This is a genomic window from Oceanobacillus indicireducens (genome assembly GCF_014647195.1).
Taxonomy (GTDB): domain Bacteria; phylum Bacillota; class Bacilli; order Bacillales; family Amphibacillaceae; genus Oceanobacillus; species Oceanobacillus indicireducens.
This window is the reverse complement of sequence record NZ_BMOS01000003.1, coordinates 153,549-168,893: the sequence shown is the minus strand read 5'-3', so window position 1 is coordinate 168,893 and position 15,345 is coordinate 153,549. Positions and strand designations below refer to the sequence as shown.

Below are 15,345 nucleotides of genomic sequence, written 5' to 3'. Positions count from 1 at the left end.
GGAGATCTCCATGACTAATCACAAACAGAAATCATTAACCGAAGATGCCATCGATACGCTTGAAAAAATAGCGGGTACATTCCCTTCAGCTCGCCGGGCGCATGCAAAGGGGCAAGTGTATGACGCGAAGTTTGTACCGAATGGAAATGCTGTGCCCTATACAAAGGCACCCCATCTTCAAAAAGAAGAAGTGTCCGCAACTGTCCGTTTTTCAAACAGCTCCACGAATCCGACGGCAGCTGACATTCTGTCCCCAGTAAAAGGGATGGCCGTTAAATTCAACTTGCCGGATGGCGGGCACCATGATTTGATCGGTGTATCGATTCCTCTCTTCCCTGCTGAAAGTCCGGAAGATTTTATCGAAATGATTAAAATACTGACCAATGATAAAACGGGCATCGGAATAGTAGACAAAAGGATCGCACTCAAAAATCTGCTTACTCGCTACCCAGACAGTAAGGAAGCTCTGCTGAAAGTAAAGGAACTAAAAAGTCATCCGCCTGCCAGTTTTTCGGAACTGTCCTATTATCCGCTGCACGCGTTCTACTTTGTAAATAAAGAAGGAAAGAAGCAGCCAGTCCGGTACGAGTGGCAACCGACACTCGATAAGCTTACACTCACCAGCAGAGAAGCTAAGGAGACATCTCATGATTACTTGATGGAAGAACTGGATGATCGACTGACACAAGGTCCCATCTCATTTGATTTGATCATTCAGTTAGGTGAGGAGGGGGATCCAATTGATGACCCTTCAAAGTCTTGGCCTGAAGCAAGGACAAAAATTTCAGTCGGACAGCTTTCTGTAATCGGCAAACAGGCTGAAACACCAGAAAATCTATTGTTTGATCCCACTGTTGTAGGTTCTGGAATAGAGCCTTCTGGCGACCCATTCCTGAATTTCCGGCATGAAGCGTACGCCGTCTCTCTCAACCGACGGACCAACGGCTGATTTAGATTGCACTGTTAACGGTCTGATCACAAGATAAAAACGAGCCACCACTTTATTTGAAAGTGGCAGCTCGTTTTTTTAGGTGCTTGTGTATTTTCAGACTGAAAGTTGAGTTATAATAAAGTAAACAAATAGATTCTCATTTTTGCACATGAATATTTTTAAATAATTAACACACAAGAAAAAGACCCGCTTCTTATAGAAAGGAAACCAAAATGAAAATACAAAAAGTTTATAAAAAAGGAGATAGCCAAATTAACGAAGATTCTTGTGTGGTAAATGAAGCTGCACAAGTATTTGCGGCTATTGATGGAGCTACTGGTTTGTTTGGCGCACCGGGCTATCTCGCTTCTCGGACCTTACAAGAGGATCTGTCCAAAATGACTGAAAGTAGCAGTCTCTATCAATCTATTCAACAAGCTAATGAGAGACTTGGTACCGAAATGGTTGATTATTATGAAACAAATATCGGAAAACTGGCAATCCCTGTTATCACGGAAATACCTAAAAGTCAGCGAAGTACAGCAGGAATTGCCGTAGTAAAAATTCATCCAGAAAGAAAAAATCTTGAGTATGTGCATGCTGGTGACTGTATGCTGTTTCTTAGATATAAAACTGGCGAAATTCGAAGTGTGACCTACGATGGAATCCATTACTTTGATGATTTAGCGATTAAAGAGATGGTTCGCCTTCGGAAGGAAGATCCAGCGATTAGCCAGCAAGAAATCCAACAATCTGTAAATGCTATTTTACTCAGTAATAAAGAAAAGCTTAATACAATCGAGGGTTACGGTATCATCGATGGCAGTGAAGAAGCGCTTGAATATATTTCCTATGGCAGACTGCCGCTTCATCAAGTTACAGATCTTCTGCTTGTCAGCGACGGATTGCTTTTACCTACAGATGGAAGTGAGACGGACATATGGATGGAAACTGCTAAACTAGCTTTTGAAAACGGGCTTCATTCATTGGTAGAAGCGGTTGAAAGACGAGAGGAAGGGGATGCGGATTGCAAGATGTATCCGCGTTTTAAACAGAGGGATGATAAGACAGGGATTTTATTGGAGTTCGAATAGGTCATATTCATTTGATTGATATGGAAGGTTGGCGGGTCTTGTTTGCTAATGAAATTTCATAAATAAAAGTAAGAATAACCGCCTTTTCGAACCAATGGGTAAGGCGGTTATTTCTTATGCTTAGGAGTTTGGGTAGCTAGTATTAAATCATCTATTCGACACTTTCCCATTCATGATTATTTTACATTTACAACGGCCGGTATGCTAACTTTACCAGAATATAAAGAGCGGATAGAAGTCTTTGCACCTTACCCCTCGGCTTACATCTTTCTGAATTTCTTTTTTTCTCTTCAGGTTTTTTTCTAAACTTGTACAATATTTTTCCTTCGATCGTAAATTATGAATAAATCAGGCTGTACACAATCGAGAATCAAATATAGAAGACCATCTATCGGAGCCCTACAGTATTCCATTCTCTTGCACAACAAAATCATACACTTTCGGATGTTCTGCTTTTATCATATACTTTTCAAAAAACTCTTGCTCCACATCAAGCAAACTTGCTAGCGACTTCAGCTCAAATTTTAAATAACCCAATACATCCTCCACCGACCGTACGTCCTTCTCAAATATAGCTTCGAACGAACTTCTGATTTTACCGGGTTTCATTATAACAATTTCATCATCAAGAGGTTCCATCAGCTTATAATTCTTCCTGTTCAATGAAGCATTAAAGTATCTGTATTGTTGATAGGTCATCTGATTTAGGGAGTAAGCGTGGTAAGCCATAGCGGCGATTGAAACTTTCCACTTTTTCTTGAGATTGATGTAGGCATCGGGATTAGAAATTTTACTCACTGTTTTTAAATCGCTCTGGAACTCTTCTTTTGGTAAAAGAAAGTGTCTTGCAAACGTACTTGCTTCTTTTTCTATTGTGCTATATTCTTTATTGTTTAAATCCGTGATGTCCATTTTGTAATGTAAGAGCAAATGTCCTAATTCTTGTGCTAAATCGAAGTTTCGTCTTACCGCAGTTTTTTTAATATTGCCAAGGATAATATAAGGAATATCGCCGCTTGACCAGGTGCTGCATGCGTCAACAGTATCCCCGAATGATTTTTCGAAAATAAAGGCTCCACTCTTCTCAATTAAAAATAGAAGATCTTCATTGTGCCGGTTGCTCAACCCTATTGAGTTCCTTGCGTATGAAGCGATATGCTCGATTATTTCATCCATTTCTAAATAACCAGCGTTTTTACTTTTGTAGTTAACGGCATAGTCTTTTATTGCCTTTATTTGATTTGGTGGAAACCTAATAATAGAAGATAAATAATTCGTTACATAATGAAGAAATTCCAAATAAACCGTTTCCGATTTTGTTTTCTGCCTGCTATTACGTAGGCCTGAGCGATATGCGATTTGTTGTTCATTTATTTCATTAGAAAGGTTAATATTTGAATAAAAATACTTTGGCTGGACGTTGAAATATGTCCTCATTTTATTAATGACTTGTAAACTGGGGGAGATATACCCATTTTCATACTGCCAGATGGACTGTTCTGTTAGATCTAACTCTTCAGCTAGTTGTTTTCTCGATAGTCCGCGGAGTAATCGAATGTTGGTTAAGGAATCACCAACAAACATGTTGCATTCCTCCTTGTTATTATGTGCTTTTCTTCTAATGTCGTTAGCAACTATTATTACAAAATTGCATTAGCCCTCAATAGGACAAGTAACCTGATCCACCGTCCTAAACCCTTTCCTTAAAAATATTTTTCAAATCTATTTTCAGCTCAGGAAAAATTCCCACTGTTATGCTCTCCTCGTGCTCATAGATCCCCGCTTGATGAAAGGATGTATCCCGCAGTTCATAAACTTCAACAAACATATTAGCCGGGTCAACAATCCAGTATTCTTTTACTCCCGCCTTCTCATAACTGTTAAATTTGATCCAGCGATCAATACGGGCTGTTGATGGGGATAACACTTCAATTACGAAATCAGGGGCGCCGACAATGTTCGTATCTTTTATTTTCTTTTGATCACATATAACAAATAAATCGGGCTGCACCCAATCAAAAATATTTTCTTTTTTTGTTGTTTCGGTGGCAAATAGGCAAACGTCCATTGGAGCTGAAAAAGCAATGCATTCTTTTCCACGAAGAAACATTTTGAATTCAGCAGTCAATTCAGCAACGACATCTTGATGTTTTGGTGTAGGGGAAGGAGGGGATATTTTGAGAATCTCACCGGCAATAACTTCATAGGTTTCTTCCTTTACTAAAACATAATCAGCGTAGGAATGTTTCTTATTATCCAATGTCATATCCATTATCGCTCCTTAATTTTTTGACGTGGTAAAATAGAAATGAAATTGTTGGTTGGCTTTGCCTACAGTTAATGGCAGTATACCCTGTTTTGTAATGCCTTTCAATAAGTGAAGTTATGAGGTCAGCCACCTGCCACGCTCTCCAAACGTTTATAACACTAAGAACTAAACGAAGGGAAAACAGATCATACACATTCAACGGTTGTATCTCCTAACCTAATATACCCTCATTGCAGGGTATAGGTGGAATGCATTACAATGAATACATAATTAACGATTTGCTTTTAAAACTTCTATCTAAAATACACCACTATCTACGAGTGTTTTTTTCCTGTCATATCTTCTAAAAGGATGTGAAAATATGCAATCGAAAAAGAAAAAAGATGTCATCCGTGAGGAGCCGCTAACCTATGAGGATTATGCAAGCCTCGCAGATGATGGTGTGCAGTATGAATTAGCTGATGGGATACTTCAAGCGATGACGCCAGCGCCTCATCCTATTCATCAATTAGTTAGCCAAGAGTTAGCATATCAATTAAAGCAGGGCTGTAAAAATGAATATATTCTCTTCGTAGCACCAATAGATTTAATTCTCTCCAAGCATGAAGTGAGGCAGCCAGATTTACTTCTGCTACACACAAGTAAATCAGAACTTGTTACCAATCGTGGAATTGAAGGGAGTCCAGACTTAGTTGTTGAGATTTTATCACCTTCATCTATGAAACGCGATAGAAAGGACAAGTTAGATACCTATGCAAAATATAATATCCCCGAATATTGGCTTATTGATCCCGTTCAGAAGTTCTTGGAGCAATATATTTTAAACGAAGCAATCTATGAATTAAATGAAGTTTACATGCATGATGAAACAATAAAATCATGTCATATCAAGTGTGCAGCATTTTCTATGAATACTATTTTTAATGCGATTCCGGAATTTCCCAATCTGTAATTAAACTAACTTATCTGGGGTTGCAGTGTGAGAACGCAGCGATGTAACCTCAATCAGTAAGGAGCGAAAGTCATGAATTTAACAAAAGACGAAAAGCTAGCAATATTAAGAGCGGCGGATGAACTGATCGCGACAGGTGGAAGAAATCTCCTTTCCAAAATCTTAAAGGGATCCCGCGAGAAAAAAGTGCTTGAACTAGAATTGGATAAATCACCTGTCTATGGTTATTTCCAATCCGAAACAATTGCAGCGATAACGGAAAAAGTAGATTGGATGATTGAGCATGATTTTCTTGAAATATTTTATTCAGGAAAGCTACCGATGATTGTATATACGGACCGGGGCTGGCAAATTGAAGCAAATCAGCGAGCAGATGAATTTTTACTAGAATGGGACAAGCTGATTGCAGAAGATGCACCAATACCTGATATGGAATACCTGAAAGATCGCAACCGCCATATGATTTTCTTGTTTCTTGATAAGATTAGGGAAACGGGAGACCCCAAGTATATTCCGTTTCTTGAAGCATGGGAAAAAGTAGACTATAAAAAAGTGCGTGCGAAAATACGTGATGTTATCCAATCGATTACAGAAAATGCTCCAATTGATTTAGATTTGGTCGAGCAAAGAGAAGCCGAAATAGAGGAAGCTCTAAAAGGAGAAGCACCACAGGATTTCCGCTTAAAATGCTGGGATTGCGGGAATCGTTTTATATTCACGGTTGGCGAACAGAACTTTTTTAAACAAAAAGGGTTGCACCTTCCGAAGCGCTGTCCAAAATGCAGAGAGCGGTGGAAATTTGGGTATTTATAAAGGAAACCTTGCAATAAATAGCGGAACGTAGCAACCATAAAATAAGGAGGAGAAATGAATGGATGATCGTGAAGTTTTTGAGGAATTTGATGTGAAAGCCTTTAGTGATGATCTGCAAAGCACGCTTGAAGCATTTTCGAGATATCTGTCTGAGGTACAAGGTTTAAAAGCAGAGACAGTTGATCAGCATGTAAAAAGAATATTTTTTTATGGAGGAAGCTATGTAGAGTATATCGGTGGCATGATTCGAGAATTCGATGCCGATCATATTATTGAATTTTTGGGAGACTACTATATTCGGAAAGTGTTGGATAGCACGGAAAGAGATATTGGACCATACTTGACGACGTTTAAAAGATTCGCAAAGTTTCTATATGATAACGGGGATTTACGAGAAGAGGACCTCACTGAAATTAATATGGTCTGTAAGCAAAAGGAATACTTTCATCATCGGTTTGAGACGTATTTTTCATCGGATGATATAGAAGCATGGTATTTTGATAATGATCTAGATCATTATCTCGAAGAAATGGAAAGAGCTTATCAACTGGAAGAGAGTGATGCCTTGGATGTTGATCCCAATTTCGTCCGCTTGTTGAATGAAAGAAACGTTAAAGCACCAATTGCAGTAAATGCTTTTACGTCATTCTTAGAAAAGATACAACAAGAGAAATACGCGAAGCTCACGAGTGGGAGACAGAATATTACAAGGAAGTTTTGGCAGGAATTAGATCATGCGCTCGATTTAGGGTTATTTACAAAGCCAACATTAAACCAAGAAGATATCGGTTTATTTCACTTTTTCTATGTAGCAGGGATCCATTTAAGGCTTTATCGTATCAAAGGAAATAGGTTGGAACCAACAGAATTTCTAAATGCTTACCAAAAGTTAACTGATGAAGAGAAGTTTGTTCTATTAATGGATGTGCTCTGGAATCAGCTTTCCTGGAAAAAAGTTCAGCCGTCTAATCGAGGTGGACGGGTTGAATTTACGCAGTCAAAACGGGCGAATATAGCCGAAGTACTTTCCCAATTCCCCGTAGATAAGGAAATTAAATTGAGAGAAGACCGGCTTGGAGTCATGCTAGTTAATCAAACGTTTCAAGGTATCACCGACTATGTCTTTAAGTACATAATGCCGATAATGGAATACTTTGGATTGTTCCAGTTGAAGCTTTGGTATACCGAGGATGATAAACAATATTATATGGGGATTGATTCGATTAGAATAAATTCATTTGGGTTATTTGTTTTCAATCAATTGAAGAAGATGGGAAATCAATTACCCGAACATACTCCGACGGACCCCATGACGGAATTGTTTATGCAGATGACGGAAAGGTCAACCCCGATAATAAAGGAGAATAAAGTTGGCCGTAATGATCCGTGTCCTTGTGGAAGCGGGAAAAAATATAAGCGGTGTTGTATGTAGGTAGCGAAATGATGGAAAGTAAGAATTCAACCTTAGGAGTCTGAAATAGTAGGATAATTAGTAAGACTAGTAATAACCGCCCTTAGAAGTGTAGAGAACAGGGCGGTTATTCTTCGTGGATTTCTTAATTTCCGCTCGCGGTATGGAAATATTCGACTTTCGGTTACATTTTTACGCTGCTCAAAATCTATCAAGCATTCTTCCTCTAAATCACTTGAAATCCCTGCAATTAATCTTCATAATAAAAAGAAAGACCCCAAAAAGAGGTGAAGGCTGATGAAGAATATCGGAAGAAACGATCCATGTCCCTGTGGGAGCGGCAAGAAATATAAAAAATGCCATGGTGCTTCAAATGTGATCGAAATTAGTCCAGAACGGTATAATGCCGAATTGGAACGCCTTCATATAGGTTTATTAGAATTTGCTACGCACAACTATTCCTATTTTATAGAAAAAGAATTAGATGAAATACTAGAAGAGTATAAGGAACTACAAGTAGCGGATGATGAAATAGCAGAATTTTTTTCATCCATTCTTAGGGCTTGGATCATACTCCATGCACCAATACAAAATGGTAAAACGATTTTTGATTTATATTATATGGAACAAAAGTGGAAAATTAGTAATGAAAGAATAAGGAGAACTTTTGCATCTTGGTCAGGAACGGTCCCTTCGATTTATGAGGTACTCTCGAATACAGAAGACGAGATAGAAATTAAAGATCTGCGTTCCCAAGAAACGTACAAACTTATGGGAGCAGGAGATGAAGAAAGAGACTTTTTAGAGGGAAGTTATCTAATGGGCTTCTTGCTTCCTTATATCCAGTTGTATGATTTCTTTATGGCGATACCAGAGTTCACTGATACGACTCCAGAAGCTCTGGAAATGATCCAAACATGGAGTGAAGAGGAAATCATAAATAACTACCCTGATATATTAGCTGCATTCATTGAATTTGAAACAGTTACCGGTGAGTTCGAATGGGATTATCCACCCTATGAAATGGTTGCAGAGCTTTTCACAAGACATATGGAACAAAAGAAAGCACCTCAAATTGTGATTTCAACTGGGATCGTACTCTGGAAGTATTTTACAGAATTGGAACAGCCAATGTTTACAAAGGTAGGATCTTATGCTGGGGCATTAGAGTATGTTATTCAGCGTGAAATTCTTGGGATTGAATTGGATAGTCAAAAGGGATTGGCGGAAGAGTACGGGATAAGTGTTACGACATTATCTAAAAATGCAATGAAATTGAAAGAGCTATTGGAAGAACAGATCGCTGAAGCAGCGGAGAACATAAAAGTGGACTTACCTCATGAGCTAGACGACCTTCTGGATCCAGAAATAATGGAGAGTTTTATGGATGAAGTTGAAAGCCTTCTAGAGGAACAAGAGTTTGAATCAGAAGAAGAAGCGGAGGCCTTTGTCGATCAGTTGCTGGAAAGTGTCGGGTTATTTGATCCTATTTTAGAGTCACCTAGAGACTTAGCTGAAGAAAAACTGGCTGAAGCAATCCAAACAAGCGGAAAGGCCCGGAAGAAACTTATTGACGAAGCGTTAGCAATTGATCCTGATTTTTCAGATGCATATTTAATGAAAGCGGAAGATACAAGCTCAACGAATGAAAAATATCAGCTTTATTCCTATGCGCTCTCCCTTGCAGAAAAAGAGTTAGATAAAGAATATTTTCATGAAGGTAAAGGACATTTCTGGGGAATTACGGAAACTCGTCCCTTTATGAGGGCAAAGGCAGGACTTGCTATTTTCCTTGATGAATACGGCGATAAGACGAAAGCTCGAGCGCATTATGAACAATTACTTGAATTAAATCCGAATGATAATCAGGGAATCAGATATTATCTATTGCGATTATATCTTGAACTTGAAGATTATGAATCTGCTAGGAGACTAGTCACTGAATATAAGGATGATGCATCTATAGAATTTGCTTTCAACAATGTGTTGCTGCATTATTTCCGGGATGGAATCACAGCAAAAACAAAGAAACTATTGAAACAAGCAATGAAGCAGAACCCGTTTGTCAAATATTTTTTAACTGGTCAAACAAAGCTTCGGACGAAGGGAGACAAAGTCGCAAATATCCAAGACATGGAAGCGAATGACTATGTTCTGGATAACATTGCCTTGTGGCAGCAAGCTGGGGAGCTGATTGAAGTGATCAAAAAAATGTAGTCTGCTTCCAGTGAAGAAGATCATGGAACTTAGATAATCCCGCTCACGTTATTTTATACAAGCAGAATAACCATCCTACGAGGATGGTTATTCTGCTTGTATTTTTACTGCTCTACATTCAAGGATAAAATCTGCTATAGATGGTGGAAATCTAGTTGGTATGAACCCCGGCTGTATGGAATGACGACATATAACATCATACCTTAAAGCGTCGGGCAGCCATTGGATTTTTAGCTAAGTGATGTGTGAAATATTGAGTAGCGTGTATATAGGCAAACTTAAACAAAGATACTTTCACATGTTTACCTAGAAGAAGTAAGACGGAGTAAAAGATCAGAGAGTTATAACAAGTAGTTGCAAGACGTATTACAAACTTATAGCTGCTGGCAACTCGTCTCGTCGTTTTTGTTTTGTTGAAGGAATAACATAATTATTCCAAGAGAGTAAGACGTTACAAGCTTGAAGTTGCTGCTCAAAATTACGGATATATACTTTCACTTTTTTATCGTTTTCCTCCCCTGGTATCGTTACAATCGAAGCAACTGCTTCATACCATTTACCCGAAATTTTTATCGAAATTGGATGGTAACCTGTTGTAGGTAATGGGATATCCGGATGGATATTTATGTCCGCAATTTGGTAGTCCAAAAACTTTGAACGGATATTTTCCTGTGAAATGGTTCCTTGTGTTTGGTACAGACAAGCAACTGTTGGATCAGCTTTGTTCATGTCATGGCCTCCTTTTCATGTTTTTACTATATGTGAAGTGTATCACTTAGTATTATTATATAAAAAATTGCTCGTAATTGCAAGGGCTTTCATGAGGGAGAAGATGAAGAGCAATTTGCATTTTATTATAATCCATATTTTTTAATCACAAAAATGGTAACAAGTACTGAAACTCCAGATTATATACAGTTGAGTATATGATTGATAGTTAGTACTGTAGAGATTTTAGGGTCAGCGTACTTGTCCCTGAAAAATGGGATATGAACACTGACCCTCAAATCTTTTTATTTGATGGTGTTTCCGCCGTCAATGACTATGTTTTCGCCTGTGATTAGGTTTGTTGCGTCGCTGGCGAGGAATAAAGCAATTGCTGCGACTTCTTCAGGGTAGCCGAAGCGTCCAAGTGGTATTTCTTTTTTCGCTTTTTCTCCTTTTTCACCAGCCCATGCTTTTTGACCAAGTTCAGTCAAAACTACAGTAGGGGAGATTGCGTTCACATTAATTCCATATTGTGCCCACTCAAGTGCAAGCACTTTCGTCATTCCTATAATTCCTGCTTTACTAGCACCGTAAGCAACATGATTATCGAGAGCAATAATTGCTGCCTGGGAAGCTAAGTTGATCATCTTCCCTCCGTTACCCTGTTCGATCATGACATTGCCGATCTTCTGACACATCTTGAATGAACCCGTTAAATTTAAATCAATCGTTTTTTGCCAATAACGATCAGAAATATTTTCTGCATCGTCTAGTAGTGCTACCCCAGCACAGTTTACGAGAATATCAATCCTACCGAATACCTCTCTTACTTTCGAAACAGACTGATCCATACTTTCATCATTCGTAATATCACATTTTACACCGATTGCATGCTCGTCGCTAATTTCCTTGGCTGCCTCCACAACGTCTTCTTTCAAGTCTAAAATAGCAACTTTGGCCCCTTTTTCTACGTATAAGTCCGCGATGGCTTTGCCGATCCCGCTAGCTCCGCCTGTTATTACTGCAACTCTATCTGTAATATTGAAGTTTTTATCAAATCCTTGAAATTCCATTCCAATCCCTCATTCCTAAATTTATTAATTCATTAAGTAAGCGATTACCAAAAGGGTGAGAAAAATGAACAACAATTACATAACTGTAATGTTGTTATCTTGTAAGCTCTCCAGCATAGTCGCACTAATTTGCTCTTCCGAAATTAATACATCAATTTCATCCGTAGTAGCAAAAACTGAACTTGACGTTTTCCCTATCTTAGAGTAGTCAATAATTGCAACTACCTTTTTTGAACGCTTAACCATTTCTCTCTTTAATTCCACTTCATATAAATTGAAGTCTGTTAATCCATTCTCGACGGTATACCCACTAGCAGAAGTAAACATGATATCAATATTCACATGATCCAAGATGCTTACTCCAAGTTTTCCTTCAATGGAGGTAGAACCGTTTGTAACGACACCACCTACAAGAATAACGGTTATCGCTGGGTTATCCTTTAGTTCGAGAGCGGATTGAATTCCACTCGTTACAACAGTTAATCGCATGGAGCTTTCATTAATTTTGCGAGCTAATGCCAATGCGGTTGAACTTGCATCGAGTAAAATACATTGTTGGTCTTCGATTAACTCAAAAGCTTTTTCAGCTATTTTCATTTTCTCTTGAATGTTTTTCTTTTCACGAACAGAGAAGCTTCGATCGTTTTCAGTGCCATCACTTAAAACCGCCCCACCATGAGTTCTTTTAAGAAGGCCGGCTAATTCCATTTTGGTTAGATCTGTTCTTAATGTAGCTTCTGATACATCCAAATGTGATGCAAGCTCCTTGACGGTTACTCTCCCTTTATCCTGTAAGAGCTGCAAAATTTTATCTCTTCTTTCACTTGCAAACATTTTCATTTCTATAACATCCTTATACTTTATATTATCTCTTATGTTAGACGAAAAAGTGAAATTAATCAACGTGCAAAATTACTTTCTTTTATTATTGAGATAGCGATTTATATGAAGTTAGTGAAAATCCACGAAAATACTCAATAACAATATTGACAAAACGAAAATTAATGATAATATATGAATTGAGATGTAACCGATTCCAATTAAGTCAACGAAAATTGCCTTTTAGTTTTCGGTGATTGAATCACTTTTTACAAAAATATTAATCTATCAAAGGAGAATGGAAATGACGAATACAGTAGAGAAAAGCCAAGTAAAAAATCAAGAGATTCCTGAAATGATGAAGGCTGTCGTGGCATATGCTCCAAAAGATTATCGATATGAAGAAATAGCAACTCCGACTTTAGAAAATGATGAAGAAATTATTATTAAGCTAGAAGCTTGTGGAATTTGTGCTGGTGATGTGAAAGCGTTTGAAGGTGCACCGAGCTTCTGGGGCGACGAAAATCAACCGGCTTATATTAAAGCGCCAATGGTTCCCGGACATGAATTTATTGGAAGAATTGTAGCGAAAGGTGATGCGGTAACTAATTTTGAAATTGGTGACCGAGTAATTTCTGAACAGATTGTTCCTTGCTGGGACTGCCGCTTCTGTAAAAGAGGAGAATATTGGATGTGCCAGAAACATGACCTTTACGGATTCCAAAACAATGTAAACGGTGGCATGGCTGAATATATGAAATTTACAAAAGAAGCGATCAACTATAAAGTTCCGGAAGATCTTCCTTTAGAAAAAGCTATTCTGATTGAACCGTATGCATGTAGTCTTCATGCGGTACAGCGTGCACAAGTACAACTTGGCGATGTTGTTGTGTTGTCAGGTGCAGGTACACTCGGTCTGGGGATGATCGGTGCACTTAAAAAGTCAGGTCCTAGTAAACTTGTTGTACTAGATATGAAAGAAGATCGACTAGAATTAGCGAAAAAGTTTGGTGCTGATGTTGTATTAAACCCAGGTGAAGTTGATGTTGTTAAAGAAATTCAAGATATGACGGAAGGGTATGGCTGTGACGTTTATATTGAAGCAACAGGGCATCCGTCTTCTGTTGAACAAGGACTTCACGCAATTAGAAAACTTGGCCGTTTTGTAGAGTTTAGTGTATTTGCGGAGCCGGTAACAGTGGACTGGAGTATTATTGGTGACCGTAAAGAACTAGACGTTTTAGGTTCCCACTTAGGCCCGTATTGCTATCCGCTTGTCATTGAAGGAATTGCAAATGGTGACTTCCCAACTGAAGGTGTAGTTACACATGAGTTGGGATTAGAAGATTTTGAAGAAGGCTTTGAACTAATGGCAAAAGGCGATAAATCATTAAAAATCATTTTAAAACCTTAAAATTCAAGGGAGAAGGGATGGCATGCAAAGATGACGGATTTAGGGCAAAAAGGAACTTTGCTAGATAGAATGGGAATGCCGGCGCACTTAGCATGGGGGTATTTTGGTGTACTTATCTTCATGATGGGAGATGGGTTAGAACTTGCCTGGCTCAGTCCGTATCTTGTAGAACAAGGGCTTACCGTTCAGCAAACGGCAACACTCACAACGGCTTATGGTGTAACGATTGCTATTGGTGCTTGGCTTTCAGGTGTACTAGTTGAAGCGATTGGACCAAGGAAAACGATGATGTTAGGGGTAGCAGCTTATATTATTGGACATGTATTGTTTGTTGGATTTGCTGTTTCTACCTTAAATTATGGATTAATGATTCCAACATACGCGATAAGAGGATTTGGTTATCCGTTATTTGCTTATGCCTTCCTAGTCTGGATTACATACCGGACACCACCGCATCAGTTAGGACGAGCAGTTGGTTGGTTCTGGTTTGTGTTTACAGGAGGATTAAGTGTACTAGGCGCCTTCTACTCTAGCTGGTCAATTCAAACATTTGGCCATATCACTACATTATGGAGTGCGCTTATCTGGGTATTGATTGGAGCGTTCTTTGCAATTATAGTTAACCGAGATAAATTTGAAATGCCAGAGAAAGAAGAAATAAGTGGAGCAGCATCTAAGGTTAAAGAGCTGCTAAACGGAATTACTATCTTAAAAAGAGAGCCAAAAGTTGCGATTGCAGGTGTGGTTCGCGTTATTAACCAATCATCACAATATGCATTTCCATTATTCTTGCCGTTATATTTAGCGGATCATGGAATCGCAACAACAGTTTGGTTAAATATTTGGGGTACGATATTTATTTCGAATATCGCATTCAACTTAATCTTTGGTTATCTAGGAGATAAGTTAGGCTGGAGAAATACAGTCACATGGTTCGGGGCAGTTGGTTGTGGAGTCTTCACACTCATGCTATTCTATACACCGCAAATTTTTGCCGGTAACGTAACACTTGTAGCGATTGTTGGAATGCTATGGGGTGCATGTATCGCTGGTTTCGTACCACTATCTGCATTAACACCATCATTAGTTGGCGACGGAGACAAAGGTGCCGCCATGTCGATTCTAAACCTTGGAGCAGGTCTATGTGTATTCGTTGGTCCTGCACTTGTAGCATTATTCTTCGACCTGGCCGGTCCTCAAGGATTAGTGTGGATCTTAGCTGGACTATACTTCATCGCAGCTGTCTTAACAAGATTCTTAAAGCTTCCAAACGAAGAAAAGAAAAAAGAAAAGGTAAAAGCAGAGGTACATTCGGCTATATAATAGAATTACCCTCACAGCTGTGGGGGTAACTCTGATTAAGTGAAACTTCATTCAGTGGGGGATCCTTACCTTCCCACTGAATGTTAGTTGAACAGAATCAGGGATTTACGGACTGTTTATCCCCACCCTTCACATATTGGGGTTCCCTTATGTTTAGAGGAGGGGGATTACAGACTGTTAACATGTATTAAAATTGTTGTTTAAAAAGTAAAAACAAAAGAAGATCTATTGAAGACTTGATATATCTATCGGAAAACGCTTTATCGTTTGATATAATGAATAGTTAGTTGATTGAGTAGATAAATAACGAGCAAGGAGTGC

Annotated in this window: 13 protein-coding genes; 8 read left to right on the top strand and 5 right to left on the bottom strand. The window is 38.6% G+C overall.

Annotated elements, in window-relative coordinates; translation table 11 throughout:
* The first annotated feature begins 10 nt into the window (after positions 1 to 10).
* Entirely contained in the window at positions 11 to 949 is a 939-nt protein-coding gene (locus tag IEX94_RS03495) for a catalase family peroxidase (protein ID WP_188856043.1), read from the top strand.
* 215 nt (positions 950 to 1,164) lie between these two features.
* Entirely contained in the window at positions 1,165 to 2,025 is an 861-nt protein-coding gene (locus IEX94_RS03490) for a hypothetical protein (RefSeq protein ID WP_188856042.1), read from the top strand.
* Between the two features lie 399 nt (positions 2,026 to 2,424).
* Here the strand turns inward: IEX94_RS03490 and IEX94_RS03485 are convergent, their stop codons facing one another.
* Positions 2,425 to 3,609: a spr1629 family repressor/antitoxin gene (locus tag IEX94_RS03485; protein WP_188856041.1), complete on the bottom strand. Its 1,185-nt coding sequence runs from the start codon at positions 3,607 to 3,609 to the stop codon at positions 2,425 to 2,427.
* Between the two features lie 106 nt (positions 3,610 to 3,715).
* Positions 3,716 to 4,297 carry a Uma2 family endonuclease gene (locus tag IEX94_RS03480; protein ID WP_308425571.1) on the bottom strand — a complete coding sequence of 194 codons (582 nt, stop codon included), beginning with the start codon at positions 4,295 to 4,297 and terminating at the stop codon, positions 3,716 to 3,718.
* Between the two features lie 358 nt (positions 4,298 to 4,655).
* Here IEX94_RS03480 and IEX94_RS03475 point away from each other — a divergent pair, with 358 nt between their 5' ends.
* From IEX94_RS03475 to IEX94_RS03460, 4 genes are all read left to right on the top strand, one after another.
* Positions 4,656 to 5,246, top strand: coding sequence for a Uma2 family endonuclease (locus tag IEX94_RS03475; protein WP_188856039.1), 591 nt, complete (start codon positions 4,656 to 4,658; stop codon positions 5,244 to 5,246).
* A 72-nt stretch (positions 5,247 to 5,318) separates the two neighbouring features.
* Positions 5,319 to 6,059, top strand: coding sequence for an RQC-minor-1 family DNA-binding protein (locus IEX94_RS03470; RefSeq protein WP_188856038.1), 741 nt, complete (start codon positions 5,319 to 5,321; stop codon positions 6,057 to 6,059).
* A gap of 58 nt (positions 6,060 to 6,117) precedes the next feature.
* The gene (locus IEX94_RS20080) at positions 6,118 to 7,491 is read left to right on the top strand and encodes an SEC-C metal-binding domain-containing protein (RefSeq protein WP_308425570.1); all 1,374 of its coding nucleotides are present in this window, start codon (positions 6,118 to 6,120) and stop codon (positions 7,489 to 7,491) included.
* A 276-nt stretch (positions 7,492 to 7,767) separates the two neighbouring features.
* A complete protein-coding gene (locus tag IEX94_RS03460) occupies positions 7,768 to 9,687 on the top strand; it encodes an SEC-C metal-binding domain-containing protein (protein WP_188856085.1) in 1,920 nt (639 codons plus the stop codon).
* A 366-nt stretch (positions 9,688 to 10,053) separates the two neighbouring features.
* On the opposite strand, the gene IEX94_RS03455 is transcribed toward IEX94_RS03460, so the two are convergent.
* The 3 genes from IEX94_RS03455 to IEX94_RS03445 all read right to left on the bottom strand — a co-directional run bounded on the left by IEX94_RS03455 (position 10,054) and on the right by IEX94_RS03445 (position 12,308).
* Complete coding sequence (locus IEX94_RS03455) at positions 10,054 to 10,416, bottom strand: riboflavin kinase (protein ID WP_188856037.1); 363 nt, start codon at positions 10,414 to 10,416, stop codon at positions 10,054 to 10,056.
* Positions 10,417 to 10,700: 284 nt separating this feature from the next.
* On the bottom strand, positions 10,701 to 11,468 hold the full coding sequence (locus IEX94_RS03450; protein ID WP_188856036.1) for an SDR family oxidoreductase: 768 nt from the start codon (positions 11,466 to 11,468) through the stop codon (positions 10,701 to 10,703).
* Between the two features lie 75 nt (positions 11,469 to 11,543).
* Positions 11,544 to 12,308, bottom strand: a complete 765-nt coding sequence (locus IEX94_RS03445; protein WP_188856035.1) for a DeoR/GlpR family DNA-binding transcription regulator — start codon at positions 12,306 to 12,308, stop codon at positions 11,544 to 11,546.
* Between the two features lie 283 nt (positions 12,309 to 12,591).
* Here IEX94_RS03445 and IEX94_RS03440 point away from each other — a divergent pair, with 283 nt between their 5' ends.
* Positions 12,592 to 13,701, top strand: coding sequence for an MDR/zinc-dependent alcohol dehydrogenase-like family protein (locus IEX94_RS03440; RefSeq protein WP_188856034.1), 1,110 nt, complete (start codon positions 12,592 to 12,594; stop codon positions 13,699 to 13,701).
* A gap of 30 nt (positions 13,702 to 13,731) precedes the next feature.
* Positions 13,732 to 15,024 (top strand): MFS transporter, encoded by a 1,293-nt coding sequence (locus tag IEX94_RS03435; RefSeq protein ID WP_188856033.1) that lies wholly within the window; start codon positions 13,732 to 13,734, stop codon positions 15,022 to 15,024.
* The last annotated feature ends 321 nt before the right edge of the window (positions 15,025 to 15,345 follow it).